Source organism: Streptomyces sp. NBC_00691 (genome assembly GCF_036226665.1).
Classification (GTDB): Bacteria; Actinomycetota; Actinomycetes; order Streptomycetales; family Streptomycetaceae; genus Streptomyces.
In genome coordinates, this window is sequence record NZ_CP109007.1 from 7,236,786 (window position 1) to 7,263,288 (window position 26,503).

A 26,503-nucleotide genomic window follows, 5' to 3' on the forward strand; every position below is an offset into this window, starting at 1 on the left:
AGTCCCGGCTGGTATCAGCAGCGAGTGATGTGACAGTATCAGTCCATGATGACGTCAGTCGATACTGATCTGATCCGGGTTCTGGCCGATCCCCTCAGGCTCCAGATCGTGAACCTGCTCGCCCGCGAGACCCTCTGCACCACCCACCTCGTCGAGGAGACGGGCGCCAAGCAGACCAACCTCTCCAACCACCTGCGCGTGCTGCGCGAGGCCGGTGTGGTGGAGACAGAGCCGTGCGGTCGCTTCACGTACTACCGCCTGAAGCCGGACGTCATCGCCCAGCTCGCCGGCCAGTTCGCCGACCTGGCCGAGTCCGCCCGTACCGCGGCCGAGAACAAGAGGGCCTGTCCGTGACCCCCACTCATGCGCCCGCTCCGGCGGAGGATTCCTCGGTCGTCGCGAAGCTGTCGACGCTCGACCGCTTCCTCGCCGTCTGGATCCTCCTCGCGATGGGCCTCGGCCTCGGGCTCGGGCGTCTGATCCCCGGTCTGAACGACGCTTTGGCCAGGGTCGAGATCGGCGGCATCTCGCTGCCCATCGCCGTCGGCCTGCTGATCATGATGTACCCGGTTCTCGCCAAGGTCCGTTACGACAGGCTCGACGCCGTCACCGGCGACAAGAAGCTCATGGTCTCGTCGCTCCTCATCAACTGGGTCCTCGGTCCGGCGCTCATGTTCGCCCTCGCCTGGATGTTCCTTCCCGACCTGCCGGAGTACCGCACCGGTCTGATCATCGTCGGCCTGGCGCGCTGCATCGCCATGGTGATCATCTGGAACGACCTGGCTTGTGGCGACCGCGAGGCCGCCGCGGTCCTCGTCGCCCTGAACTCGGTCTTCCAGGTCATCGCCTTCGGCGTCCTGGGCTGGTTCTATCTCGACCTGCTGCCCGGCCGGCTCGGCCTCGGCGAGGGCGAGACGCTCGACATCTCGATGGGGAAGATCGCCCTGAACGTCGTCATCTTCCTCGGCGTTCCGCTGGTGGCCGGATTCCTCACCCGCCGGATCGGTGAGAAGCGGATGGGCCGGGAGCGGTACGAGACGAGGTTCCTGCCGAAGATCGGACCGTGGGCGCTCTACGGGCTGCTCTTCACGATCGTCATCCTTTTCGCCCTCCAGGGGAAGACCATCACCTCGCAACCGCTGGACGTCGCGAGGATCGCGCTGCCGCTCCTCGTCTACTTCACGGTGATGTGGTTCGGCACCTTCGCGCTCGGCAAGGCCATCGGTCTGAACTACGGCCGCACCGCAACGCTCGCCTTCACCGCCGCCGGCAACAACTTCGAACTCGCCATCGCCGTCGCCATCGCCACGTTCGGTGTCACCTCCGGCCAGGCTCTCTCCGGAGTCGTCGGCCCCCTCATCGAGGTCCCGGTCCTGGTCGCGCTCGTGTACGTGTCGCTGGCCTGGCGCAGGAAGTTCGCCCCCGCCCAGTAGTGGCCCCGCCGAATCGCTACCCTGCGCCTCGCCTCTCCGTCGCGGCGAGGCGCAGCCGCACGAAGGGAAAGCCGAGGAGATGAGCAAGTCACTCGACGTCGTCGTGATCGGCGGTGGCCAGTCGGGACTCGCCGCCGCATACCACCTGCGCCGCCTCGGCGGCCTCGACTTCGCCGTCCTGGACGCGCAGCCCGCGCCGGGTGGGGCCTGGCGACACGCATGGGACTCGTTGCACCTCTTCTCGCCGGCCGCGTACTCCTCCCTGCCCGGTCGTCTCATGCCGCCACAACAGGGGGAGGCGTACCCCGAGGCCGCCCACGTCGTCGACTACCTGACCGACTACGAGCATCGATACGAGCTCCCCGTGCAGCGGCCCGTTCGCGTGGAGGCGGTCCGCCGCGACGGAGAGTACCTCCGCGTCGAGACCGACTCCGGTGTCCGGCGCGCCCGCGCCGCCGTCAGTGCCACCGGCTCGTGGTCCAGGCCCTTCCTCCCTTCCGTCCCGGGCCGCGGTTCCTTTCAGGGGCGGCAGCTTCACACCGTCGAATACCGCACCCCCGGTGAGTTCGCCGGAATGCGGGTCATCGTCGTCGGCGGAGGGAACTCCGGAGCACAGATCGCCGCCGATCTCGCGTACGACACCGACCTCACCTGGGTCACACGGCGGCCCGCACGGTTCCTGGCCGACGCCATCGACGGCCGCGCCCTCTTCGACCACGCCACGGCCCGCCGCCGTGCCCTCGACGAAGGCCGCACCGACGGCGGGGGAGTCGCCTCGCTCGGTGACGTCGTCGCCGTTCCGCCCGTACGCGTAGCCCGCGACGCGGGCCTCCTCAAGGCGCACCCGATGTTCACGCGCGTGACGGAGACCGGCGTCGAGTGGGATGACGGAACGCGGGCCGAGGCCGACGCGATCATCTGGTGCACCGGCTTCCGTCCCGCTCTCGCCCACCTCGCCCCACTCGGGCTACGCGGTCGGCGCGGGCACATCCCCACCCGGGGGACAGAGGCTCTCGAAGAGCCCCGCCTTCATCTGCTCGGGTACGGCGACTGGACCGGGCCGGCCTCAGCGACCCTTGTCGGCGTCGGCCGTCCCGCACGCGAGGCCGCGCGGTCCATCGCAGCCCTCCTGCGCTGACGTGGCGAGGGTGAACGAACGGTGAACGCCTGACGGATATCACTCCTCGGATTCGCCATGCGATCTTGTCGGCTCGTATGGTGTCCGGATGGCAACTCCGTTGGCAGGCATACCGATCGAGGGCGTGAGCGAGGAGCGCTGTGTGCCCTGCTCCCCGGGACTTCTCATCGACCACGACGAAGTCGAGACGCTGTCCGTCCAGTTGAAGGCGATGGCCGATCCGACCCGTCTCCAGATCGTTCACCTCATCGATCAGGCGCCGGCCGGAGAGCTCTGTGTCTGCGACCTGACCGAGTCGCTCGACCTGGCGCAGCCCACGGTGAGCCGTCACCTGAAGATCCTCACCACCGCGGGGCTGCTGCGCCGTGAGCAGCGAGGAACGTGGGCCTGGTTCTCGATCCGCTGGGATGCCTTGCGGGAGCTGAGGGGGCAGGCGTTCCCCCGGAGTATCGACGGCTCGCCCTGCTGACTCCCCGGTTCATCGCGCCGGCGTCGCGTCGATCTCGGCAACGAGATCCTCAACGAGGCGCCTGATGGCGTCACGGATGGGGCGCACCGCGTCCACGCCCTGCCCGGCGGGGTCGTCCAGCTTCCAGTCGAGGTAGCGCTTGCCGGGGAACACTTCGCAGGTGTCCCCGCAGCCCATCGTGACGCACACGTCCGACTCGCTGACGGCTTCCGTGGTGAGGATCTTGGGGACCTCCGCGGACATGTCGATGCCGACTTCACGCATCGCCTCGACCGCCGCCAGGTTCACCGCCGAGGCCGGCGCGGAGCCCGCCGAACGGACCTCGATCCGGTCGCCGGCCAAGTGGCGAAGCCACGCGGCGGCCATCTGGGACCGGCCTGCGTTGTGAACGCATACGAACAGGACGGAGGGCGTCGGGGACACCTGGTTCTCCTCAAATGGGTTGTTGTGCAACGGCGTTGCACATCGGTCGGTTGACACCCGTCGTGCTCGGTGTGTCACGATCGGGGCATGCTGACGTCGGTGAACGCGGAACCGCTGAGGGCCCTGGCGGACCCTCTGCGCCTTCGCATCGTGTGCCTGCTCGCCCGTGAGTCGCTGTGCACGACTCATCTCGTCGAGGAGACGGGCGCGCGGCAGACGAACCTGTCCAACCATCTCCGGGTTCTCCGGGAATCGGGCGTCGTGGAGACCGAGCCCTGCGGGCGCTTCACCTACTACCGGCTGCGGCCCGAGGTGCTGGCCGATCTGGCCGCATTCTTGGGCGGTCTGGCCGAAGGAGGGTGCGAAGCCTCTGTCGCCCGGCGGGCTTGCGGTTGAAAGTCCGGCCGCTTCTCCTTCGGGGCGTTCTCGCCGTCTCGGCGTCCACTCGCCCCTGACGCCAAGGGCTGCGGATCTCGATCCGTGCGCGAACGCTACCCCCTCCGAGCGGTTCTCGCGACCCCGGTACGGGTGACTTGACCGTGGCGGCGACCGAGTGGGGGAAGGGGGCTCAGGAGTCATCTGTCGCCTCTGCGTCATCGATGGTCACCGATTGAAATTCGCCGCGCGTCAACACGGCCCAGTGCCTCCCGCGACCCTGGAGACGGAATCCGCTGGAGTCGCAAGACGGGCCTGAGCGCTCTCGCTTTCGACGGGTTTCATCTGCGCGAATGTCCACACCGGGTGACCTGGCCGACTTTCGCAAGCACCTCAGACGTGAGCGAATCGGGGCAGGTGCGCCGTGCGGCGGTGACGCCGGGGAAGGTGCCCACCTCAGCCGTTCATCGATCTATTGACATACATCGCTTGACGCTGGCAGGGTTCCGGCCGTCGGCCGAACAGCGCCGTTGCCGATCTGGGCTCCACTCCGCTCCGTCGGCCCGCCCCGGCCCCGACCACACGTCGACGCAAAGGTTCCCACCATGGCCGCCACGCCCCACCCGCACTCGCCCACCACCGAGGCGCCGGTCCTGCTCCTCATGGGCAGCGGTGACCGCCGCTATCGGGAGTACATCGTGGCGGCCGTCTCGCGCCACTTCCGTCTGTGGCTTCTCGACGCGTACGAGCCGAGCTGGCAACTGCCGTACGTGGAGGGGACCTCACTCCTCGACACCAAGGACCTCGACGCCCTCCTCGTCGAGGCGAGGAAGGTCATGCAGCAGCTGCCTGTCGCGGGGGTCTTCACCTACGACGAGTCCCTCGTGCACGCCGCCGCGCGCCTCGCCGAAGCCCTCGGCCTGCCCGGAAGCGCGCCCGACGCGGTGCTCTCCTGCCGCGACAAGGCGGCCACTCGGTCACGGCTCACGGCGGCCGACGTGCCGCAGCCGGCCTGTACCCCGGTCTCCACGGCGGCCGAGGCGCGCCGTGCCGCCGATGCGACCGGCTACCCGGTGGTGGTCAAGGCCCGCGGACTTGCCGGCAGTCTCGGTGTCGTCCGAGCCGACCACGGCGACGCCGTCGAAGCTGCGTTCGAGGCAGCCAGCTCCGCCAACTGGCCCGGAGTACCCCGTTACGAGGCCGACGTCCTGGTCGAGGAGTACCTCACCGGACCCGAGATCAGCATCGACGCGGTCGTCGTCGACGGCGTGTGCACCCCCATGATCGTGGCACGCAAGCAGACCGGCATGGACCCGTACTTCGAGGAGACCGGTCACACCGTCGACGCCGCCGATCCCCTCCTGCAGGACACCGAACTCCTGGACCAACTGCACCGCATCCACGAGGCGCTCGGCTTCGAACGCGGTGCGACGCACACCGAGTTCAAGCTCACTCCCAAGGGGCCGCGTCTCGTCGAGATCAACGCACGCCTCGGCGGTGACTTCATCCCCCTCATCGGGATGCTCGCCACCGGCACCGACCCGGCGGTGGCGGCCGCCCACGTGGCGGCGGGGCTCACCCCCGACACCGCGCCGAGGGTGCAGAAGAACGCAGCCATCAGGTTCCTCTACCCGGAGCGCGACTGCGAGGCGGTCGAAGTGGTCGTCCGCACCGACCTCTTCGGGTCCACGGTGCACAGCGCGGTCGCGACTGCCGGCCCCGGCACCCGGCTGGCACTTCCGCCCCGGGCGTACATGAACCGCTACGGCTACGTCATCGCCGTCGGCGACGACCCCGAGCAGGTGACCGCCGACGTGGAGGCCGGGCCCACCCTGGTCGAACTGCGGTCGCGTCCCCTGACCTACTGACCGGTTCCACCTCTCAGGCCTCCGAGGAGCCGCCGCCCGTGAGCAAGCCCTCCGACCAGCCGTCGATGCGCTGGGACGACCATGCGATCGTCACCCTCGACCAGCGCGCGCTGCCCCACGAGAGACGGCTTCTGCGCCTGGACACCGTGGACGACGTCATCACCGCCATCACGACGCTCGCGGTACGGGGTGCCCCCTCCATCGGTCTCGCGGGCGCCCTGGGCGTCGCGCTCTCCGCGTACGCCCACTGCTCGCCGGACGCCACCGCCGACGGGCAGCAGGCCGTGCACGCCGACGCCCAGCGGCTCGTCGCCACCCGCCCGACGGCAGTCAACCTGGCCTGGGCGGTCGACCGAGCCCTCGGGAGGCTCGCCGACGGCCCGGACGCGGTCCTGGCCGAGGCCACTGCCATGATCGACGAGGACCGGGCGGTCAACCGGCGGATGGTCGCCCACGCGATCCAGGCCGTGGAGGACCGCTGTCCGCAGCGCCCCCTGCGACTCCTGACCCACTGCAACACCGGCCGGCTCGCGACCGCGGCCGTGGGCACCGCCCTCGGCACGATCCTCGCCCTCGCCGACGCCGGAAAGGTCACCGAGGTCCTCGTCGACGAGACCCGTCCACTCCTGCAGGGCGCACGACTGACGGCCTGGGAACTGGAGGAGGCCGGTGTGCCACACCGCGTCTGCGTCGACAGCGCGGCAGCCGCGGCCATGAGCCAGGGGCTCGTGGACTGCGTCCTCGTCGGAGCCGACCGGATCACCGCGCGCGGGGACGTGGCCAACAAGATCGGCACCTACGGACTGGCGATCGCCGCCGCCCACCACGGCATTCCCTTCATCGTCGTCGCCCCCGAGTCGTCGTGGGACAGGTCCCTCGCCGACGGCCGGGACATCGTCATCGAGGAACGTGACGCGTACGAGGTGACCAGCTACGGAGGGATCCGCACCACGCCACGCGGTACGCGCGCGTACAACCCCGCCTTCGACATCACCCCGGCTTCCCTGATCACCGCGATCGTCTCCGAGCACGGTGTCCACCACGCATCCGAGGTAAGGGCATGAGCTACGCGCCGTCCACCGCCGCCGACAAGCAGACCGCACAGCAGCTGGCCGACATCTCCCGCACCCTGTACGCGCGCGGATGGATGCCGGGCACGTCCGGCAACATCTCCATGCGGTTGCCCGACGATCCCGACCGGGCGCTGATCACGGCGAGCGGCCGGGACAAAGGCGAACTGACCGCCCGGGACGTGGTGGAGGTCGACGCCCTCACCGGCCGGGCGACTCCTCCCGTCCAGGACCGCCCCTCGGCGGAGACCTCCATCCACGCGGCGGTCTACCGCGTCACCGGAGCCCGCGCCGTCATCCACGTCCACTCCCCCTATGCCACGGTCGTCGCCCACCGTGCCGTCGCCTTGGACGCCGTTGCCTCGGTACGCGTGGAACGCTTCGAGCTGCTCAAGGGACTGGGGCTGAAGAACCCGGCCTTCACCGACCTGCCGGTCTTCCCCAACTGGCCCGAGGTCGACCGGATCGCCGACGACGTCGCCGCCCGACTCACGGCCGACCGGGAAGGTCCGCCCGGGCTGCTTCTGGCCGATCACGGCATCACCACCTGGGGCGACTCGCTGGACCAGGCGAAGAACCGGCTCGAATGCCTCGAGTCGCTCTGCCAGCTGCTCGTGATCTCCCAGACGGAGCTGCACGTCTCCCGTGCCTGAAGAACTCGACGACAGGACCACACCATGACCTTGCTGCAGATCATGCCGGACGACGCACCGGACACCGTGCTGCTCCGCACGCAGGACGAGGACACCATCGCACAAGCCCTGCGCGAGAGGTCGGTCTCCTTCACCCGCTGGCCGCTGCGCGCACAGGTCACGCCGCAGACGGCGTCCGAGGAGCTGCTCGACGCCTACCGGGCGGAGATCGACGAACTGTGCGCCCGCCAGGAACTGCGTCTCGTCGATGTCGCCCGCCTCCACCCCGAGGAGGGGGCGGAGTGGCAGGAGCGCGCGGCCAAGGCCCGCTCGACGTTCCTCGACGAGCACCGGCACGCCGAGGACGAGGTCCGGTTCTTCGCCCACGGCACCGGCTGCTTCTACCTGCACCTGGAGGACCGCGTGTACGCCGTGGTCTGCGAGGCCGGAGACCTGTTGTCGGTCCCGGCCGGCACTCGGCACTGGTTCGACATGGGACCGGTACCGGACTTCTGCGCCATCCGGTTCTTCGAGAAGGAGGACGGCTGGGTGGGCGACTTCACCCAGGAGCCCGTCGCCGATGGCTTCCCCCGCCTCGACGCGCTGCTGCGGGAAGGCTGATGACGGGCAGCCGTCAGGGCCGAGTCCCCGACAAGAGGCCGCGGGCCGTCGTCCTCGACATCGAGGGGACCACCGGCTCCCTCAGCCACGTCCGTGACGTCCTCTTCCCCTACGCGCGCCGGCGGATCGCTCCCTGGCTCGCCGCGCACCGCGGTACCGAACCCTGGCGACAGATCCTCGACGCGGTCACCGCCCGTACCGGGTCCGCCCACGACGAGGCGAGTGCCCTGGCGCTCCTGGAGCAGTGGGCCGACGCCGATGTGAAGGCGGCGCCGCTGAAGACGCTGCAGGGCCTGATCTGGGCCGATGGCTACGCGGCAGGTGAGCTGCACGGTCACGTGTACCCGGACGTGCCGCCCGCGCTGCAGCACTGGAGGACGCAGGACACAGGCCGCTTCGTCTACTCCTCCGGCTCCGTGGCCGCCCAGCGGGACTGGTTCGGCCACACGGCCCACGGCGATCTGCGCCCTTTGCTCGACGGCTACTTCGACCTGACGACAGCCGGCCCCAAGGCGGCCACCGACTCCTACCGCGCGATCGCGGCGGACCTGGGGCACGCACCCGGCGACCTGCTGTTCGTCAGCGACGTCGGTGCCGAGCTCGACGCCGCTGCCGAGGCCGGCTGGCAGACGGTCGCCGTGCGCCGCCCCGACGACCAACGCGCGGCAGTGACCGGCCACGAGACCGTCGCCTCGCTCACCCCACTCGTTTCCCGACCCGGCCCGGGTACGTCGACGCCGCCGGTCGACACGCACACGCAGGAGGCCCCAAGCCATGAGTGATCCGTCCGACACGGCGCCGACGGCCGACATCGCGGTCATCGGCGGCAGCGGCTTCTACGAACTCCTGGAGTCGGTACAGCGCCTTGAGGTCACCACCCCCTACGGCTCACCCTCCGACGCGGTGTCCATCGGCACCGTGGGCGACCGCAGGGTGGCCTTCCTGCCCCGGCACGGCAGCCACCACGAACTCCCGCCGCACCGCATCAACTACCGCGCCAACATGTGGGCGCTGCGCTCGCTGGGAGTGAGGCAGGTCCTCGCACCCTGTGCCGTAGGTTCGCTGCGCGGGTCTCTCGGCCCCGGCAGCGTCGTCCTCCCCGACCAGCTCGTCGACCGGACCGCAGGCCGCGTCCAGACGTACTACGAGCACGGCGCCACCCACGTGTCGTTCGCCGACCCGTACTGCGCGTCGGGACGGGCGGCCGTGCTCAAGGCCGCGGGAGAGGCAGGCGCCGACGTCCACGACGGGGGAGTGATGGTGGTCGTCGAAGGGCCACGGTTCTCCACCCGGGCCGAGTCCCAGTGGTACGCCGCGGCAGGCTGGTCCCTGATCAACATGACCGGGCACCCCGAAGCCGTGCTCGCCCGTGAACTCGCCCTCTGCTACACCTCCATAGCCCTGGTCACGGACTACGACGCCGGTGTGGAGCGCGGAGAAGGCGTGTCACAGGACGAGGTGTTCCGGGTGTTCGCGGCGAACGTGGAACGCCTGAAGAGCCTGGTCCTGAACACCGTCCACGTCCTGGACCGCGAGCGGGACTGCACGTGCGCGACGGCGTTGGACGGGATGGACCTGCCGTTCGAGCTCCCCTGATACGACGGTCGGTGCGGGCCGGAGCCGTACGGATCGGGAACACCCAGGCTGATGCCGGTCACCGCGGTGACCGGCATCGGTCATTCGACCACCAGGCTGCGGCGCTCCACGAGCAGGACGTCGCGCCAGGTGCCGTGGTGGCGGGCCACGCGCTCCCGCCGGCCCAGTACGCGGAACCCCACGGACTCGTGCAGAGCCAGGCTCGCCACGTTCTCGGGGAAGATGCCCGCCTGGATCGTCCAGAAGCCCGCCTTCTCCGTGGAGACGATCAGTGCCTCCAGAAGCGTGCGTCCGACGCCGGTTCCGCGCGCCGTGGGACAGACGTACACGGAATGCTCGACGACCCCCGCGTACGCGGGTCGCGCCGAGACCTGTGACACCGCCGTCCAGCCGACCACCCGCCCCCGCGGCCCCAGCGCCACGAACCGGTGCGCCGCCAGCTTGGCGGTGTCGAACGCGCTCCACGGCGGGGCGGTGGTCTCGAACGTGGCGTTGCCCTCGTCGATGCCCTGCTGGTAGATCGCCATGACGGCCGACGCGTGGTCGTCGGTCATCGGGACCAGAGTGATGTCCGGGCGCGGCGATGCGGTCATACGTCTTCCTTGCCTCGGTGCGCTCCCGCAGACGGGGGTCGCACGTGTTCGTCAGCGGGTACGGCGACGCTCCCGCGGCGTCGGGGGTCGCCGCAGGAGCGTGGGTGGGGGGTGAGGAGGAGTACGGGGTCAGAGCAGGGGCAGGGTGACGATACCGATGCCCACGCTGCCGAGGAGGCCCACGCCGAGGTAGAAGACGAAGACCTTCGTCTTGACGACGCTCTTGACGGCCACCATGGCCGGGATCGTCGTGATGGCACCGCCGAGGAGGAAGGTGACGCCCGCCGCCGCGACCATGCCCTGGTCCAGGAGGCCCTCGACGACCGGGATGGCGCCGACGCCGTTGAGGTAGAGCGGGACGCTGATGAGCCCGGCGACCAGGACGGAGAGGACGCCGTCCGTGCCGAGGATGCCCGAGACGACATCGGTGGGGACGTAGCGGACGATCAGAGCCTCCAGGACGATGGCCAGGAGCAGCCACTTGCCCAGGATCAGCGAGTCGCTGACGATCTCCTTGAGGATCTCGCCGGCGCGGAGGTTCTTGATGTCGCGCCGCACGAGTACGCGCCACGGGGTGCCGTCGTCTTCCGCGTCGTTCCGTGCAGCGGTGGAGCAGCTGCCGGCCGCGGGCTCGGCCTCCTGCGCGGCGCTTCCGCAGCCGCCCTCGGACACCCCGCCGCCGGCGCCGCCGCCGACGGCCACGGGCTCGGGGACGGTCGCCTTCGCCGTCGAGCACGCGGTTTCGGGAACGGTCACCGTCTCCTGCGAACAGGTCTTCGCGGGGGCCTTCTCCTCGGTGGAGTCGAGCAGCGGGTCGGCGAACCGCCCACGCCGTTCGAGCGCCAGGACGATGAGACCCGCGCCGAAGCTCAGTACCAGGGCACCGATGAGGCGGGCGGTGGCGATGGGGAGCCCGAGCTGGGCGGCGGAGAGCGCGTAGATCTCCGGGTCCATGGAGGGGGAGGCGATCCAGAACGACATGACCGCCGAGAGGGGGACGCCGGCTATCAGGAAGCGGCGGATCAGCGGGATCACGGTGAAGGAGCAGAAGGGACTGAACGCTCCGATGGCCGTGACGATGGCGATGCCGAGGACGCCCCTGCGCCCGTGGGCGAAACTGCGGCGCGCGACCACGTCGATCGACAGACGCTGTACGGCGATCCCCAGGACGATGGCTACCAGGAACCACGGGAGATAGTGCAGCACCTCGAACAGGATGAACCGGCCAAGGGCCAGCAATTCGTCCACAGGTGAACCTCTCTGAGACGGTGACACATGAGGGGAGCGGCGCCGTGAAGGTACGTACGGGGGACGTGCCGAGCCGCATGTGGGGAGGCTCGATCGGCATCCCCTTTATCGAATATCGATGATAGACGATTAAAGAGAGCTCCGGCAATGGGGATCCCGTGCCCCTCGTCGCGTCGAAGGGGTGTCCTGCGCTTTCGGTGGCGGCTGCCAGGGAGTGGGTGTTGTTCCCAGGTCGAACCGATGTGGGCGCCTTTCATGTGGTGCCTGCACAGTCCCGCACGTCAGCGGTTTCGGTTGCCGGCGGGCCTCCGTGGGCTCTCCGTGGGCTCCGTCCGCACGGAGCGAGCCTTGCCGTCGCGGGTGGTCATCGAATAACATCGATGGATCATGAGCGGTACGATGAATGCCCAGCTGATCGACCGGACCACGGCCGAGTCCTACGCGACCTGGTTCAAGGCCCTCTCCGATCCCACCCGCGTGCAGATCCTCAATCTCCTCGCCCTGGCGACCGGGCCGATGAGCGTCGGAGAGATCGTGGACCGGATGGGCGTCGGACAGTCGACGGTGTCCCACCACCTGAAGCTGCTCGCCGACGTGCGGTTCGTCCTGCGCGAGCGCCAGGGGACCTCCATGCTCTACTCCATCAACGTCGCCTGCGTCGCCTGCTTCCCCAGCGCCGCCGACGCCGTCATGGGCCGCCCCGCGGCCTCGGCGTGAGGGCCGGCCCATTGGCCATGCCGACCCCGCACGCAGCCGGTGCGGCCGCCACTGCCTGCTGCCCGCCCATCGTGACCGCCGCGCTGTCCGAAGGGGACGCCGAGATCATGGCGGCGATGTTCAAGGCGCTGTCCGACCCCGTCCGGCTCCGCCTCCTGTCCAGAGTGGCATCGCACCCCAACGGTGAGGCGTGCGTATGCGACATAGCCGACGTGGGCGTCTCCCAGCCCACAGTCAGCCACCACTTGAAGAAGCTCCGGGAAGCGGGACTGCTCACCTCTGAACGGCGCGGCACCTGGGTGTACTACCGCCCTGCACCGGGCGTCCTGGCTGCGCTCGGCGAGTTTCTCGCCGACACCGAGAAGGTCGGCAAGGAAGAGATCGCTCCGGCCGTCCGGATCTCCTGACATCCGGCGTCGCTGTCCCTGAACCTGGGGAGGGGCGCCGTTTCTGCCGTGGCGCGACTGTCTGTGCGCCGGCGCGCTTCGCTCCGCGCTCGGGAGCCCCTCAGGCCGAGGCGGCCTTGGTGAGGAGGGCTCCCATGGCCGCGAGGACGGTGGGCTCGACGCGGTAGTACACCCAGGTGCCCCGCCGCTCCGAGGTGAGGAGACCGGCTTCCTTCAGCTTCTTCAGGTGGTGGGAGACCGTGGGCTGTGAGACGCCGACATCGGAGATGTCGCAGACGCAGGCCTCGCCGCCTTCGTGCGAGGCGACGGAGGAGAAGAGTCGCAGCCGGACCGGGTCGCCCAGCGCCTTGAACATGACAGCGGTTCGCTCGGCCTCTTCGGCGGTCAGTGGTCGCTCATGCAGAGGCGGGCAGCAGGGCTCTATATCGGGCTCCAGTACCGGCAGTATCTTCACGTTCGACATATATCTATGTTGACACACGTCGAACCAGCGGCCTGAGGTTCCGGGGGGCGGGACGGCTCGGGGGCGCTATCGCGCGTAGCGCCACGGACCGTCATCGCAGTCGACGCGAACACCGTTCCTGCAGAAGCAGAACGTGACCCGCAGTACGTCCTCGGCGTGCGTCACGGCCTTGCCGAGTTGCCGGATCCGTTGTCGTCGACCTGGTCGGGGTAGGTCAGGCTGCTCTTCCACCGGATGTACGCCCCGATGGCGGAGCCGTCGGCGATTCCGTCGTACGCCCATACCTGTGACTGTTCGCCTGCCTGGTTGGGGCCGTGGTCGACGCGGCTTCGGCCGGAGCTCGCGCGGCTGTGCCGCCCGGCGCCCGCCCTGCGTGGTCCTCAGGTCTTACTCGGCCGACGGGGGTCCGGGGCAGTGAATTCGATGAATGTCTATGTTGACGCTTGTCGAATCAAGTGCCATGCTGCAAGTGCAAGAGATCGACGAATGTCGAATCAAAGGGGAAGAGCCGTGAACGTCACCGCCACCGACCAGCTGCCCGTCGTGGTCATCGGAGCCGGACCCGTCGGCCTGGCCGCTGCCGCGCACCTCGTCGACCGGGGGCTGGAAGCCTTGGTGCTCGAGGCCGGCGCCCAGGCGGGAGCGGCGGTTCGGGAGTGGTCCCACGTGCGGCTCTTCTCCGCATGGGGCGAGGTCATCGACCCGATCGCCGAGAAGCTCCTGGCCCCGACCGGCTGGGCGAAGCCCGACGCGGACACCTATCCGACCGGCGGAGACTGGGCCGCCACCTATCTCCAGCCGCTCGCGGACGTCCTGGGCGACAGGGTCTGGCTCGATGCCCGGGTCACCGGCGTCTCCCGCACCGGACGCGACCGTGTGGTCGACGTCGACCGTGACAAGCAGCCCTTCACCGTGCACATCCGATACGGTGACGGCCGCGAAGAGCGCGTCCTCGCCCGGGCCGTGATCGACGCCTCCGGCACGTGGTCCACTCCGAGCCCGGCAGGCGGCGACGGACTCCCGGCCCTCGGTGAACGTGCAGCGGCGGAGCGGATCTCCTACCGGGTTCCCGACCTCAAGGACCCCGCGGTGCGCACCCGTTACGCGGGCAGGCGCACCGCCGTCATCGGCTCCGGAGCCTCGGCCTTCACGGCGCTCGCCTCGCTCGCCGCCCTCGCGAAGTCCCGGGACGGCGCGGACACCCGTGCGACCTGGATCCTGCGGCGCAGTATCTCGGGCAGCACTTTCGGCGGAGGGAGCGCCGACCAGCTCCCGGCCCGTGGCGCCCTCGGCCTCGCGGCCAAGGCCGCGGTCGACGAGGGGTACGCGGACGCCGTCACGGCCTTCCGCACGGACGCGATCGAGCGCGACGGCGAGCGCCTGGTTCTGGTAGCCGAGGACGGCCGTCGACCTGACCCCGTGGACGAGGTCATCGTCCTGACCGGCTTCCGCCCCGACCTGACGTTCCTCGGCGAACTGCGTCTGGGACTCGACGAGCGGCTCCAGGCCCCCGTCGAGCTCGCCCCGCTCATCGACCCGAACCAGCACTCCTGCGGCACCGTCTACCCGCACGGCGTGAAGGAGCTGGCCCACCCCGAGGAGGGTGTGTACCTCGTGGGGATGAAGTCCTACGGCCGTGCTCCGTCCTTCCTGGCGCTCACCGGCTACGAGCAGGTCCGCTCGGTCGTCGCCGCCATCGCCGGCGACCGCGAATCCGCCGAGCGCGTCGAACTCGTACTTCCCGAGACCGGTGTCTGCGGTGGCGCCGGCCTCTTCGACCAGCCCACCGACACCTCGACCGCCGGCGGTGGCTGCTGCGCGACCCCGGCGGCGCTCCAGATCGGCGTCGGATCCCCGGCCGCCTCCGGCGGCTGCTGACGCTGTCCGTCCGACCCATCCGCCCGCCCACAACTGGAGGACCACGATGTCCCGCGTACAGCTCGCCCTGCGCGTTCCCGACCTGGCGGCATCCGTCGCCTTCTACACGAAGCTCTTCGGCACCGAACCGGCCAAGCTCCGTGAGGGCTACGCCAACTTCGCCATCGCGGAACCGCCGCTCAAGCTCGTCCTCATCGAAGGGGAAGAGAACGAGGACACCCGTCTGGACCACCTCGGCGTGGAAGTCGGCACCACCGAGGCGGTTCACACGGCCACCGCCCGGCTGGGCGAGGAGGGTCTGGCAACGACGGAGGAGAACGACACCACCTGTTGCTACGCCGTCCAGGACAAGGTGTGGGTCCACGGCCCCGGCCGTGAACCGTGGGAGGTGTACGTCGTCAAGGCCGACGCCGACACCCTGACCAGGCAGCAGGGCAGCACGTGCTGCGCCGGCACGGCCGCCACCACCGACAACGACGCGAGTGAACCCGTCGCCGCCGGCGGATGCTGCTGATCCCTCAATGGCCGACCTTCATACCCGCGGGGCCGCGACCGGAGCAGGGGACCGGTCGCGGCCCCGCGCCGTCCTGCCCGCGCTCTGCGCCACCCAGATCACCAGCTGGGGCATCCTCTACTACGCCTTCCCGGTCCTGAACCCGCAGATCACCGCCGACAGCGGCTGGTCCACCGGCGCCACCATGGCCGCGTTCTCACTTGCCCTCGTCGTCTCCGGGCTCACGGGAATCCGAGTCGGCCGGATCATCGACCGCCGCGGCCCACGCACAGTCATGACGGCAGGCTCCACGGCCGGGGTCCTGAGTCTGGTGATCGTGGCCATGGCGCCGAACCTGCCGGTCTTCTTCGCCGGCTGGCTGCTGGGCGGGTTCGCCATGGCGGCCACCTTCTACCAGCCCGCGTTCGCCGCACTCACTCGCTGGTGGGCCCCGGATCACGTCCGAGCGCTCACGGTCGTCACCCTCGCCGGCGGCCTCGCCTCCACCGTCTTCGCCCCGCTCACCGCTGCGCTCGCCGACCACCTGTCGTGGCGCGAGACCTATCTCGTGCTGGCGGCGATCCTCGCCACCGTCACGATCCCGGCCCACGCGATCGCCCTCAAAGCTCCCTGGCCCCAGGCAGCACCCTCACCCGTCGATACCGCCGAGAGCCCGAGCGCCGTAGCCCGAAGCCGACCGTTCCTCCTGCTCACGATCGCGTTCACGCTCTCGGCCTTCGCGATGTACGCCGTCGTCGTCACTCTCGTCCCGCTCCTGCTCGAACGCGGCTACACCACAGCCCAAGCGGCCTGGGCTCTCGGTCTCGGCGGCGCAGGCCAGACCCTCGGCCGTACCCTCTACGCGCCGCTGGCCCGCCGCACCGGCACGACAGCCCGCACCGCGACCCTCATCGCACTCGGCGCCCTGACCACGGCGGCCCTCGCCGTCACCCCTGGCCCCTACAGCCTGGTGGTCGCGGCGTCGATCGCGGCCGGCATGGTCCGCGGCAACCTCACCCTCCTCCAGGCCACCGCCATCACCGACCGCTGGGGCACACGGCACTACGGCCGGCTCTCCGCCCTCCTCAGCGCCCCCGCCATGACAGCCTCCGCTCTCGCGCCCTTCGCTGCAGCCACGCTCGCCTCAATCCTGGGCGGCTACCCGGAGTTGTTCGGAGTGCTCGCCGGCCTCGCGGCGGCGTCCGTAATCGTGGCCACGGCGACATCCGTACGAGGAAGGGAATGATTCCGAGCGTCGAGGCCGACGATCTCGGCACAGTGCCGGCGTCTCTGCCCCGCCTTGCTCGCGAGTTCGACGCTGCCGAGGCTCTCGGGCGCGGCAGGCAGCGAGCCGACTCCTGGAGCGGTCGACCGTCGCCTGGCCGATGGTCAAAGGGGCTGTGTTCCGTACACCGGGTCGAGGACAGTCCCCGACAGGTCGGCTGTGCATGGCCGCACGACGTCCGTGGGCACGGAGGGACCTTCCGCATGCCTGATGGCTCATCAGGCATGTCGGCATTCGGTCAGCATGAGTCCCCGCGAGTTCCGTGGCGATCGTCCCAACAGGCGTGGACACCAAGGGACACCCAGGCAGAAAGCCGTCTGGCCCGACGGGAGCGATGTTCCTCACAGACATCGTCCGGCATGTGCCGGTGTAGAGTCGCGAGCGCCCTTGACCTGCACGAAGCAGGCAGGGAGCCGTCTTAGAGGAGTCCATCGTGCTGCGCACCATGTTCAAGTCCAAGATCTGACTATTTGGCGTTGCCGCAGGTCAGGGGCATCATGTGCCCCCCTCAGGTCAGCAAACGGTCAGCATGCGTCCGCATGCTGTCCCCGCTTGCCGGCCTTCGACCTACAGTGCGGCGCCTGAGCATGATCCTTGGGCTGGAACGGATGGTTCGCGACATGGCCCGACAGCTCGCCCGCGGCATGGGTTCCTTCTTCAAGGACTGCGGCTGCGCCAAGTCCACCCGCTGCCCTCACCCGTACTCGATCCGTTTCCGAGACGCGCTGGGCAAGCAGCGTGAGGAGTCCGGGTACGACACGCAGGACGATGCGATCGAGCGGCTCACGCAGCTGTATGCGGAGAAGAAGACCACGGCGCCGTCGGTGGCGGCGGCTCGCCGGGAGCTGGGGCAGCTGACGGTCGAGGAGTACGCCAAGCAGTGGCGGCCGAGGCAGCGCAGGATGACGGACTACTCCACGGGCGAGCACGTCGACAGTTCGATCAACGTGCACATCGTCCCGCGTTTGGGAGCGCGGAAGCTGAACTCGGTCACCCCGATGGTGGTCGAGCGCTTCCTGGAGGAGATGGAGAACGACGGGGTCGGCCGGGGCAACCAGGTGAACATCTTCCGCGTCTTGAAGACGATTCTTCGGGATGCGTATGCCAAGGGGGCGATGGCGGACGATCCGGTGCAGGGGGTCCAGGAACCCGAATATGTGCGGGGCACTGTCGCCATCCCGTCGCTCGCTTACGTGAAGCAGGCGCTGGCTGTTGCCGATGAGGACTTGGCGCTGGAGATCGTCATGATGACGGGATGCGGCCTGCGCAACGGCGAGGCGCGGGCGGTGAACGTAAACAACGTCGTGGCCCAGGATGTGTACCGGGTGCGCGAGCAGATCTACTCCAACACGCTGAGGCCGGCGAAGCTGAAGCACCGCAAGGCGGGGGAGTTCCGGGAGGTTCCCCTGCCCCGGTCGGTGCGGGAGGCGATCGAGCGGTACGCGGCCAAGCACGGCACCACGAGGGACGGCTATCTGCTGCGCGGCCCGGGTGGCTACTTCACCGAGGGCATGGAGCGACGCCGGGTGAGGAAGCTCTTCGCGGACCTTCCGCCGGAGGCGGGAGTGGGGATGTACGGCTTCCGGCACTACTTCGCCTCGAACGCCCTTGGCAACGGCATCCCCATCACCGACGTCGCGGAGTGGATGGGCCACAGGTCCATCGAGGAGACGTACCGCACGTACCGGCACCTGATGCCGGGCAGTATCACCAAGGCCGCCCGGATCCTGGACGCCGGCCTCTGGGAAGCCGCCTGATCCCCCGATTTGAGGGAACAGCAGGTTCTTCCTCTGCCGGTGGTGTGGCGGTCACCCGAGAACGGACCAGCCAAAACGTCCACGAGTGGCGGGCCCGGCCGAGGGCCGGGCCGGGAATGGTCCGTGACTCAGGCGGTCGTGGCGGCCCCCGCGAGGAGTGACAAGAGGCGGGCACCTCCGTGCCGACCGCGTCCCGCGCGCGGCCGAGGTAGGCGCGGGGGTCCACGGTCTCGGGGTGCGTGTCCAGGTGGTCCCGGACGGAGCGGGTGAAGAGCGCGTTGAGGTGGGTGGAGACGTTCATCTTGGTCATGCCAGCCTCGACCGCCTTCGCGAGATCCGCCTCCCCGACCCCGGAGGAGCAGTGCAGGACGAGGGGCACGTCGACGGCGTCGCGCAGGCGGCTGATGAGCGCGAAGTCCAGGGACGCGTCACGGGTGCGCATGGCGTGCGAGCTGCCCACGGCCACGGCCAGGGCGTCGACGCCCGTGGCCTCGACGAACGCCCGTACCTCGTCCGGGTCGGTGCGGACGCCCGGGGCGTGGGCCCCGTCCTTGCCTCCCACCCCGCCCAGCTCGGCCTCCACCCAGACGCCCTCTCGGCGGCAGGAGGCCGTGACAGCGCGGGTGGTGACGAGGTTCTCCCCGTACGGGGACGTGGAGGCGTCGAACATCACGGAGGTGAAGCCGAGTTCGACGGCCTGGCGGACCAGGGGTTCGGACTCGGCGTGGTCCAGGTGGACGGCGACGGGCACCCGTGCCGCGCGGGCGGCCGCGAGTGCCGTGCTGCCGATGACGGCGAGGGAGCCGTGGTACCGGGCGGTGTTCCGCTGATCTGGAGGACGACGGGCAGTCCGACGGCCTCCGCGTCGGCGACGATGGCCTCGGCGTGCTCGATCTGGACGACGTTGAACGCGCCGTCACCCGTTCCTGCGGCGCGCGCGGGGCAGATGATGCCGTCAGTTGCCGTGAGGAGCATGGATCTTCTCCACTGCTGTTGAGGTACGGATGTTCCGGTACAGGTCCGTGTCGACCTCGCCGACCACGGGGCAGGGCACGGCAGCGGCCGAAAGCGCGACGGCCTCGCGGACCAGCTCCGGCCGGGCGGCGCCGTCGGCGAGACCGGCGGCGAGCGCGGCCACGCAGGCGTCCCCGGCCCCGGTGGGATTGCCGGAGAGGGCCTGCGGGGGCGCGGCACGCCAGGCTCCTTGGGGGGTGACGGCGAACAGCCCGTCGGGCCCGGCGGACACCACGACGGATCCGGCCCCGAGCGCCCGCAGCGCGTCCGCCGCGCCGATGACGTCATCACGGCCGGTCGCCTCGGCCGTTTCCGCCGCGTTGGGCTTGATCACGTCCGGTCGGACGAGCCGGGTGAACCGGGTGGTGAACGCGGCCCACGTGGTGGGGCCCATCTGTGGTCCGGACTCGTTGAACACCGTCGCGTCGCCGTCTTCGTGGCTGACGACGGTGAGGGTGCGCCGCGCGTCGTGGGCCCGTGTCCATCAGCTCGTCGAGGAGCCCGGCGGCGCGCAGGTCCTTCCGGATGAGTTCGCCCCTCGGGCCGCCGGCGAGGCCGGTGCCCAGCGCTGGCCGGCCAAGGGCGGAGAGGACGCGGGCGACGTTGACCCCCTTGCCCCCGCGCGGCGTACGTCCGCCATCCCGGTACCCGGGCCAACAACTTCCTCGGCAGGACCCTGCGGCAAGGGCGCTGATCACCAGAACTCGCCGGGCGCCCGGTCCAGGCGCTCCCTTTCCTCTTCCGCTTGGAGCTCAGCCGCTTCCATCGCGGCGGCCCACTTTTCCAGGTAGTCGACCACGTCCGTGGTGGCCCTTACCCAGTCCTCTTCCGGCTTCGGCAGGCGCTTGCCATCGAGACGCACGGTGAGCGTCTGCCGAATGTCCCGGGCCATGACGCGATCAAGGTCCGCGAGGTGGTACCGCATCTCCGGAGTGAAGGCCAGATGACGACCCTGCAGAATGGCGGTGAGGGACTGGGTGAGCCGGTTCCGCACCTTCGGGTCCCGGAAGGCGAAGACCGCGGCCCGGTAGGTCTCCTCGAAGTCTTCGAGCGCGCGAACGTCCCGCAGGGACTCTGGGTCTTGGCGGAGGCGCTTGAGCAGCTCGAAGAGTTGCTCGGATGCCTTCTCCTCGGAGGCGGTCACCCTGCCCCTCCTGGTCTCCCGGATGGTGATCCAGGTTCCGAGGAGCGCCACCAGGGCACCTACGAGACCACCGACGATTCCTTCCAGCATGGTGGGGAGTCTCGCTCCGAACCCTCAGCGGCGACGGCACGATGGCGAATCGTGGCCGACTACCGGCCTCCGCGTGGCTGGAAATCGCGGGGCGACCGGTTTTGCCGCTACAACGGAGGAGTGCCGCCGGCGTCGGGAGGTGTCTGTGAGTGGTCCGCATCTTGGTGGTGGGCGAGGCGCAGCTGCGCTGTCGGTCTTGCCGACCGGAGACCTGGGCCTCCATGTCTTGGCCCTCAACCTCTGATGGTAAGTGCGCGAGTTGTGATGGAACTTCGTGGGCCGCACGGACGACGAGATCCGCAAGGCCCGCAAGGGCTGGATGGCGAGCGACCGCTTCGGCGAGGTCAAGGGGTACGAAGGTGACCGGCTGGACGCGACCGGGGTGCCGGCGACTCAGCTGAAGGCGCGGAGACGGGTGCGCTGACCTGGCTTTTTCACTTCTGCGTCAGCTCAAGGTCGAGGGATGCTTGGCTCCGCCGTGGATGTCGTCGCGACTGCGGGAGGGCGCGTATCGCAGCCCCTTCCGCAGTCGCGCAGTCGGTGGGTGTACTTCCAGAGTGTGCTCGATGCGAGCAGGTCTGGTCAGCTGAATGCTGACTCTGCTGACGGTTCATCAGGCGATTTGGCAGTGTCGCACAGGGAGTGGCGGCATGCTGGTCTCGGCACCGTGGCCTGCGCGGCCCATGATCTAGCGGGACGTGGTAGTACGTCTGTTCCGGCAGTCCAGCCGGCTCGGCTCGACGTAAGGCGTTCCCCGAGCCCGGGTCGGGCAGGCTGGAGCCAGCGAGCCGAGGGTTCTGCTCCAGCGCGGCGACGTCGTCGGGCTCGCCGCACTGAGCTCTTTCCAACCTCACGCGTCAGCGTGAGGTTGGAAAGAGCTCAATGTCGGTGCAGGTTTGTCAGTGGTGGCTCGTAGGATCCGTTCACCCGTTGGGGGTTCAGGATCGGAGCGATGCACATGGCACAACCCCGGCCGTGGGTCCTTGAGGATTCCGCGATCGATTCACAGGAGCAGGACCGCTTCGACCACCTGTCGGTGGCACAGGAGTTGTCCATGATTCTGCGGGGCTCTCGTCAGTCCCTTGCAATCGGCCTGCTCGGACCGTTCGGCAGCGGCAAATCGTCCGTTGTCCGTCTGCTCGACGCGGAACTGAAGGGTAACAAGGACTGGGCGGTCGTTCATCTCAGTGCGGAGCGGCACAGCGGTACCGCCCGCGCCCGGGGACTGCTGTATGGGCTGCTGGACGATCTGAAGCGACAGGGTCTGATCAACGACAAGACCTGGCACAGCGAGCGGGTATGTCTGGAGAGCGGCCGGCAGCGGGTCGACTCGAGGCGCAGCGCGACGTCCGGTCGGCCGGGCACGTCCCGACGGAAGTACGTGATGGCCGCGCTGGAAGCGCTGGGCTGGATGGCGGCCACGCTCGGGTTCATCTGGCTCATTGGCGCCGTCCTGGTCCTCGTAGGCCGGGTGGTCGGCGTGGGTGCCGGCGTTTCGCCCTGGGCGTGGTTCGCCTCGCCCGGGGCCAGCCCGCTGGTGGCTGTCGCGTTCAGCGCCGCAGTCGCAGCCAACGTCCTGGGAACCGTGAAGGAAGGAGCCCTGGCCGCACTAAAACGGTACGACATCACCTTGACCACCCCGCGGCCGGAGTCGACCGACGACCTGGAACAGGTCTTCGCCCGCCTCATCGGTGGCATCAGACGGCGCCTGGTCATCGCCATCGACGACATCGACCGTCTGTCTGCCACGGAAGTACTCGAAGCACTCACGACCGTGCGGGGCCTGCTGCTGACCGGCACCCACCACACGCATCCGCCTGTGTTCCTGCTCTCTTGCGACGAGGACATCGTCCGTGAGGCCATCGTCGGAGTCCGGCCCGGTCTCGCGCATCGCTCTGCCCACACAGCCGAGCACGACAGCAGCCCGTCTCCGACCGCGGGGCCGGAGAGGAAGGCCACTGAAGAAGCCGCCCAGGAGTACCTGAACAAGCTGTTCACCGTGCGCATGGTCCTGCCCGCGCACCATGGGGGAGACCTCAGGGACTACGCCGAGCGTCTTCTGACACATCCCACGGAGCATGGTGCTGTTGCGGTACTGGGAGGCATGCAGCGAGTACATGACGTTCTCGACCTCCTCGTGCACCAGGACGTCAAGGACCCCCGGCACGTCATCCGTCTGCTCAACGCGTTCCTTGCCGACTACGCCCTGGCGATGCGCCGTGAGCGACCGGATGAAACCGGCACTGCTCGTATTGCGCCCGGTGAAGTCACGGGCCATCCACTGACTCTGGCGCGCCTGACGGTCCTGCGTCACGACTTTCCCGGCCTGTATCACGCGATTCGTACGGAGCACGACCTTCTCGCCGTCCTCGACGACGCTCTTCTCGGCTCCACCACGGCGGTAAACGATCCGCTCCTGCGAGCGTTCACCCAGACCGTTCCGGCGCAGGACATAGCCGATGGCCAACAGACCATTCGCCGCCTGAACACAATGGCCCAGCCCGGCCTCACCTACCTTCTCGCCACAGCTGGCCGGACACGCACTGGCCGACCTGCGCATCTGATGCCGCTGCTCACCCTCGGCTCCACCCCCGCAAGCAGGCTTCTCGGTAGTGAGCAGGCAGCGGCGATTCACCGAGAACTCGTCCAGCGCGACACCGAAGCCTTCACCACTCGACTTATCGGCACAGAGGGCCGTCACCGCATACTGAGCGCCGCAGCCCACACCATCGCCCAAGCGCGCCAGGGACTCGATGTGGAAAACGCTCTGACCGCTGCTGTCCAGGCACTCGGCCGGATCCCAGGCCTTGCCGACCACGCGGCAGCGGACCCGCAGAGCGCCAGAGCACTGCAAGCGTTGACCGAGGAAATCGCCCGCAGGCGCGCCGATGCCGCCACTGCCATACCGGCCCATGACCTCATCGCCGCCCTGGAGGTCTTCCCCGACGCGTACCTTCCCGCCCTGCACCAAGCGCTGAGCACGACCAGCGCCAGTGCTCGAGGGAACCCCTGGTGCCGAACAGCCCGCGTTTCTGTGGGCCCAGGCCCTGATCGCTTTGCCCGCCGGCCGACACGCCGACCAGCTGCATGCGCCGCTGAGCGACTACCTCACCACTCTCGCCGACAACGGCAGCACCGGCGACCTCACGACCTGGATCACCGCCTACGAGGACGCCCCCGCAATACAGCGAGCGGCATGGCCGCCGCAAGCACACCAGGCACTGCTCGCGATGGCAGCACGCGTCGGCGATGACAAAGCAACCCAACGCGTGCACCAGATCACCGTCGAATCTGCGGACGTCCACCAGTGGCAGCGGCCCTTTGCCGAGGGTCTGCTGGCCTGGCTCGCCACCGATGACAACAACCTGCGAGCCAAGGCCGTCGAGCTCCTGGGCCACGCCACTGTGTCTGAAGACGGATGGGGCCACCCGGCTGCGACACCTGCTGCGCCCGCCGACTCCACCCTGGCAGCACAAATTGCCGAGCGGGCAGCCGGATTCCTGGAAGACGATGACGATGCGGGCAGCTCCCAGGCCACGGCGAAGCTGTTGCACACCTGGCTTCCCACGATCGGCCACCACGCAGCCATCACCCCGGGCGCGCTGGTGAGCACCGTGACAGCCCGTGCAGTGGGAAATGCCGCGCACACCTGCCTGGACTTGGCCGCCGACGCCGCATCGATCATGGCCGACCTGCCGGAACAGGATGCGGCGGTCTGCGCGGTGGCCATCGTCGGCAACCTTCACGACCCCATCGTCACCGAGGCTGTACGTGACGCACTCGTGGAAGCAGTGGTCACCTACCTACGTCACACGCAGCACAGTGAAGAGCCCGAGGTGCGAGAAGCAGCCGGGACGTGCGTGACCGCCCTGACAGCATCCCTGAACCAGCCTGACGAACGCGGAGCCCATGCTCGACGCTGGCTGCCCGCACTAATGACCACACAGCAGGGTCGCGCAGAAGGTTCCCGGCTTGCTGACCAGCTCATGATGGTGCTCGGCAACTACAACCAGCCCCACATCGCCGAGGTACTGGAGGGTCTGCAGGTACTCTTCCGGGACCCCGACCTGCGCGCAGCAAAGCTCGCTGTGGCGCTGCAGCATCTGCAGAACTGGATCGGGAGCGCCCCGGTTCCGGCCGTCGCGTTCGCCGCGCATCATGCCCAGGACGCCGCGGTCACTGTCACATGGCTCTCCTGGATCGCGCAGTTCTGGCAGCAGCTCCAGCCGCATGTCCGCACACTGGCGGTGGCCGCTGCTGATCGGAGCGATCTGCGGGAGACTGCACTGCCCAGCCTGCTCGTCCAGCAGATCCTGGATGGCAACGACACCACGGCCTGGGCACACGCCGCCTCTGTGTGGGACAAGGTCGCCCCCAACCAGCAGGCGTCGCTTCTTGCCGCAGCAAACGGCCGGTGCCCCGACCTTGCTGAGCGAGCCAATGAAGCCGCACACACGATCCTCAACGACGCCCTCGATTTCGCCGACACCGAACAGCTGCCGGCGCTCCTTGGACTCATCGCAGGCAGCGGTCAGTTCACCGAAGCGGTCTGTGGTCACGTGCAGCAGCACCTAGCAGACCGGGATTGGGACGCGGCACGTATGGCCGACGTTGTCACCGCCGGTGCCGACTCCCCATCCGTTTGGGGCGTGCTACTCGAGGAAGCGGGCAGCGACCAGACGACGCTCGGCCATGCCACTAGCCTCATAGGGGCACTGATCGCAGCAAACCCGGACTGTGTTCCTGCCGCTTTCATCGAGCACATGGGAGCAGCGCTGCAGACGGCGGCACCCGCGAACGCCTCCGCGCTGGGCCAGGCTGTCCGGCCTCTTCCGGACTTGGCCCGGCGGCTGGGCCGCCAGCTGACCGGCCAAGGAAAGACCTCTGAAGGGAAGGAGCGAATGAGGGCGTTCAAGAGTGCTGCCGGAATCCGCTGACGCGGTCATTTCGACAGTCTGGCGTCCCAGGCATCTGGGTTCTGCCTTCCCGGCGACGGTGCGGGTCCTGATGGCCCTCGGTCTTGTGGTTGTCGCCTGGATCTGTGCCCTGTTCGCCTTCGCGGTGGGTTTCCACGCCGACAACCTCGTGGAGGACGAGGCGGCGTTGGACTTTCCAGGTGGTGCGACGGTGGCCTTGGGCCGGCTACGTGTACTGCGCCTGTCGGTCATGATCACGTTCGGTACGACGGACGTCACGGTGAGGTCGTGGGAGATGCGCCGGACGGTGGCGGCCAATGTGGCCATCACGTTCGTCTTCAACACGGTGATCATGGCCGGCATGATCGCGGCACTGGACAGCGGGGAGGATGCCTGACGGGTGCCGTTGATCTCCGGACGGCGGGGGCGGTGATCGGATCAGCCGCGCGGGGCGTGGTGATCCGGCCACCACCCCTCGTGCTCAGAGGGTGAGCACGAGACGGATTGGGTCTCCGATCTTCTTTTGCAGCAGGGTGACGGCGTCCGCGGCTTCGGGCAGGCGACGTGAGTGGTGACGGAGGGGCCGAAGTCGATGCGTCTGGCGGCCGCCAGTCCGACGAGCTGTTGCGCGGGCCGCTGCGATGCCGGCGAAGTTGATGCCCGGCCCCGCGCACCGCCTTGCTGAAGTCTCCGGTCATGGGGTCGAGCGCGTGGTGGCTCCGAAGAGGAGAGCGTGCTCGGTGGGCGCCGAGCTCGCGTGCGATCTGCTCGCAGCCTTCGCTGCTTGCGATGGAGATGGTCTCGTACCCGAGTTTGGCCGCGAACTGGAGGGCGAGGTGACCCAAGCCGCCGATCCCGAGGACGGCAATGCGT

The 26,503-nt window shown here is 69.0% G+C and carries 27 protein-coding genes and 1 pseudogene; 21 read left to right on the forward strand and 7 right to left on the reverse strand.

The genetic code is table 11. The annotated features are described in order from the left end of the window. The first annotated feature begins 45 nt into the window (after window positions 1–45). From OG392_RS32510 to OG392_RS32525, 4 genes are all read left to right on the forward strand, one after another. A complete protein-coding gene (locus tag OG392_RS32510; RefSeq protein ID WP_329285419.1) occupies window positions 46–354 on the forward strand; it encodes an ArsR/SmtB family transcription factor in 309 nt (102 codons plus the stop codon). Next, window positions 351–1,433: an ACR3 family arsenite efflux transporter gene (gene arsB / locus OG392_RS32515; RefSeq protein ID WP_329285420.1), complete on the forward strand. Its 1,083-nt coding sequence runs from the start codon at window positions 351–353 to the stop codon at window positions 1,431–1,433. Before OG392_RS32510 ends, arsB begins: the two co-directional genes overlap by 4 nt. A gap of 79 nt (window positions 1,434–1,512) precedes the next feature. Continuing rightward, complete coding sequence (locus tag OG392_RS32520) at window positions 1,513–2,571, forward strand: ArsO family NAD(P)H-dependent flavin-containing monooxygenase (protein ID WP_329285423.1); 1,059 nt, start codon at window positions 1,513–1,515, stop codon at window positions 2,569–2,571. An 88-nt stretch (window positions 2,572–2,659) separates the two neighbouring features. Next, window positions 2,660–3,040 (forward strand): ArsR/SmtB family transcription factor, encoded by a 381-nt coding sequence (locus OG392_RS32525; protein WP_329285425.1) that lies wholly within the window; start codon window positions 2,660–2,662, stop codon window positions 3,038–3,040. A gap of 9 nt (window positions 3,041–3,049) precedes the next feature. Here OG392_RS32525 and OG392_RS32530 read toward each other — a convergent pair whose 3' ends face one another. Beyond that, window positions 3,050–3,463: an arsenate reductase ArsC gene (locus OG392_RS32530; RefSeq protein ID WP_329285427.1), complete on the reverse strand. Its 414-nt coding sequence runs from the start codon at window positions 3,461–3,463 to the stop codon at window positions 3,050–3,052. Between the two features lie 87 nt (window positions 3,464–3,550). Between OG392_RS32530 and OG392_RS32535 the strand changes: the two genes are divergently transcribed. The 7 genes from OG392_RS32535 (at window position 3,551) to OG392_RS32565 (ending at window position 9,625) form a co-directional block, all read left to right on the forward strand. Next, the gene (locus OG392_RS32535) at window positions 3,551–3,859 is read left to right on the forward strand and encodes an ArsR/SmtB family transcription factor (protein ID WP_329285428.1); all 309 of its coding nucleotides are present in this window, start codon (window positions 3,551–3,553) and stop codon (window positions 3,857–3,859) included. Between the two features lie 584 nt (window positions 3,860–4,443). After that, on the forward strand, window positions 4,444–5,706 hold the full coding sequence (locus tag OG392_RS32540) for an ATP-grasp domain-containing protein (RefSeq protein WP_329285430.1): 1,263 nt from the start codon (window positions 4,444–4,446) through the stop codon (window positions 5,704–5,706). A gap of 38 nt (window positions 5,707–5,744) precedes the next feature. Beyond that, complete coding sequence (mtnA, locus tag OG392_RS32545; protein WP_329285433.1) at window positions 5,745–6,770, forward strand: S-methyl-5-thioribose-1-phosphate isomerase; 1,026 nt, start codon at window positions 5,745–5,747, stop codon at window positions 6,768–6,770. Further along, on the forward strand, window positions 6,767–7,429 hold the full coding sequence (mtnB, locus tag OG392_RS32550; protein WP_329285435.1) for a methylthioribulose 1-phosphate dehydratase: 663 nt from the start codon (window positions 6,767–6,769) through the stop codon (window positions 7,427–7,429). Before mtnA ends, mtnB begins: the two co-directional genes overlap by 4 nt. Window positions 7,430–7,453: 24 nt before the next feature. Then, window positions 7,454–8,029 carry a 1,2-dihydroxy-3-keto-5-methylthiopentene dioxygenase gene (locus OG392_RS32555; protein ID WP_329285437.1) on the forward strand — a complete coding sequence of 192 codons (576 nt, stop codon included), beginning with the start codon at window positions 7,454–7,456 and terminating at the stop codon, window positions 8,027–8,029. Then, window positions 8,029–8,811, forward strand: a complete 783-nt coding sequence (gene mtnC / locus OG392_RS32560; protein WP_329285439.1) for an acireductone synthase — start codon at window positions 8,029–8,031, stop codon at window positions 8,809–8,811. Before OG392_RS32555 ends, mtnC begins: the two co-directional genes overlap by 1 nt. After that, the gene (locus OG392_RS32565; protein WP_329285441.1) at window positions 8,804–9,625 is read left to right on the forward strand and encodes an S-methyl-5'-thioadenosine phosphorylase; all 822 of its coding nucleotides are present in this window, start codon (window positions 8,804–8,806) and stop codon (window positions 9,623–9,625) included. The genes mtnC and OG392_RS32565 overlap by 8 nt, the downstream gene beginning before the upstream one ends. An 80-nt stretch (window positions 9,626–9,705) precedes the next feature. Here the strand turns inward: OG392_RS32565 and OG392_RS32570 are convergent, their stop codons facing one another. Together OG392_RS32570 and OG392_RS32575 are read right to left on the reverse strand one after the other, a co-directional pair. Next, window positions 9,706–10,218: a GNAT family N-acetyltransferase gene (locus tag OG392_RS32570; RefSeq protein WP_329285443.1), complete on the reverse strand. Its 513-nt coding sequence runs from the start codon at window positions 10,216–10,218 to the stop codon at window positions 9,706–9,708. 129 nt (window positions 10,219–10,347) lie between these two features. Next, complete coding sequence (locus OG392_RS32575; RefSeq protein WP_329285444.1) at window positions 10,348–11,466, reverse strand: permease; 1,119 nt, start codon at window positions 11,464–11,466, stop codon at window positions 10,348–10,350. Window positions 11,467–11,853: 387 nt separating this feature from the next. On the opposite strand from OG392_RS32575, the gene OG392_RS32580 reads away from it, so the two are divergent. Beyond that, window positions 11,854–12,183 carry an ArsR/SmtB family transcription factor gene (locus OG392_RS32580; protein ID WP_229832930.1) on the forward strand — a complete coding sequence of 110 codons (330 nt, stop codon included), beginning with the start codon at window positions 11,854–11,856 and terminating at the stop codon, window positions 12,181–12,183. Between the two features lie 17 nt (window positions 12,184–12,200). After that, entirely contained in the window at window positions 12,201–12,590 is a 390-nt protein-coding gene (locus tag OG392_RS32585; RefSeq protein ID WP_329285449.1) for an ArsR/SmtB family transcription factor, read from the forward strand. A 100-nt stretch (window positions 12,591–12,690) separates the two neighbouring features. On the opposite strand, the gene OG392_RS32590 is transcribed toward OG392_RS32585, so the two are convergent. Further along, window positions 12,691–13,053 (reverse strand): ArsR/SmtB family transcription factor, encoded by a 363-nt coding sequence (locus OG392_RS32590; protein WP_329285450.1) that lies wholly within the window; start codon window positions 13,051–13,053, stop codon window positions 12,691–12,693. A 510-nt stretch (window positions 13,054–13,563) separates the two neighbouring features. Between OG392_RS32590 and OG392_RS32595 the strand changes: the two genes are divergently transcribed. The 4 genes from OG392_RS32595 (at window position 13,564) to OG392_RS32610 (ending at window position 18,466) form a co-directional block, all read left to right on the forward strand. Next, window positions 13,564–14,931, forward strand: a complete 1,368-nt coding sequence (locus OG392_RS32595) for an NAD(P)-binding domain-containing protein (RefSeq protein ID WP_329285452.1) — start codon at window positions 13,564–13,566, stop codon at window positions 14,929–14,931. Window positions 14,932–14,977: 46 nt separating this feature from the next. After that, the gene (locus tag OG392_RS32600; protein WP_329285453.1) at window positions 14,978–15,445 is read left to right on the forward strand and encodes an ArsI/CadI family heavy metal resistance metalloenzyme; all 468 of its coding nucleotides are present in this window, start codon (window positions 14,978–14,980) and stop codon (window positions 15,443–15,445) included. 7 nt (window positions 15,446–15,452) lie between these two features. Beyond that, the gene (locus OG392_RS32605) at window positions 15,453–16,670 is read left to right on the forward strand and encodes an MFS transporter (protein ID WP_329285455.1); all 1,218 of its coding nucleotides are present in this window, start codon (window positions 15,453–15,455) and stop codon (window positions 16,668–16,670) included. A gap of 659 nt (window positions 16,671–17,329) precedes the next feature. After that, the gene (locus OG392_RS32610) at window positions 17,330–18,466 is read left to right on the forward strand and encodes a tyrosine-type recombinase/integrase (RefSeq protein WP_329285457.1); all 1,137 of its coding nucleotides are present in this window, start codon (window positions 17,330–17,332) and stop codon (window positions 18,464–18,466) included. 145 nt (window positions 18,467–18,611) lie between these two features. On the opposite strand, the pseudogene OG392_RS32615 reads toward OG392_RS32610, so the two are convergent. From OG392_RS32615 to OG392_RS32625, 3 genes and pseudogenes are all read right to left on the reverse strand, one after another. Continuing rightward, window positions 18,612–19,441 (reverse strand): annotated as a pseudogene (locus OG392_RS32615) (class II fructose-bisphosphate aldolase); the annotation flags it as partial. Continuing rightward, a complete protein-coding gene (locus tag OG392_RS32620) occupies window positions 19,422–19,874 on the reverse strand; it encodes a PfkB family carbohydrate kinase (protein ID WP_329285459.1) in 453 nt (150 codons plus the stop codon). The pseudogene OG392_RS32615 and the gene OG392_RS32620, both read right to left, overlap by 20 nt. A gap of 300 nt (window positions 19,875–20,174) precedes the next feature. Next, window positions 20,175–20,714, reverse strand: a complete 540-nt coding sequence (locus OG392_RS32625) for a hypothetical protein (RefSeq protein ID WP_329285461.1) — start codon at window positions 20,712–20,714, stop codon at window positions 20,175–20,177. 274 nt (window positions 20,715–20,988) lie between these two features. Here OG392_RS32625 and OG392_RS32630 point away from each other — a divergent pair, with 274 nt between their 5' ends. The 4 genes from OG392_RS32630 (at window position 20,989) to OG392_RS32645 (ending at window position 26,027) form a co-directional block, all read left to right on the forward strand. Continuing rightward, complete coding sequence (locus OG392_RS32630) at window positions 20,989–21,138, forward strand: pirin (protein WP_329285462.1); 150 nt, start codon at window positions 20,989–20,991, stop codon at window positions 21,136–21,138. Window positions 21,139–21,666: 528 nt separating this feature from the next. Then, window positions 21,667–23,967 carry a P-loop NTPase fold protein gene (locus OG392_RS32635; protein ID WP_329285464.1) on the forward strand — a complete coding sequence of 767 codons (2,301 nt, stop codon included), beginning with the start codon at window positions 21,667–21,669 and terminating at the stop codon, window positions 23,965–23,967. Continuing rightward, window positions 23,945–25,651: a hypothetical protein gene (locus OG392_RS32640; RefSeq protein WP_329285466.1), complete on the forward strand. Its 1,707-nt coding sequence runs from the start codon at window positions 23,945–23,947 to the stop codon at window positions 25,649–25,651. Before OG392_RS32635 ends, OG392_RS32640 begins: the two co-directional genes overlap by 23 nt. After that, on the forward strand, window positions 25,632–26,027 hold the full coding sequence (locus OG392_RS32645) for a DUF1345 domain-containing protein (RefSeq protein ID WP_329285467.1): 396 nt from the start codon (window positions 25,632–25,634) through the stop codon (window positions 26,025–26,027). The genes OG392_RS32640 and OG392_RS32645 overlap by 20 nt, the downstream gene beginning before the upstream one ends. Window positions 26,028–26,503: the final 476 nt, after the last annotated feature.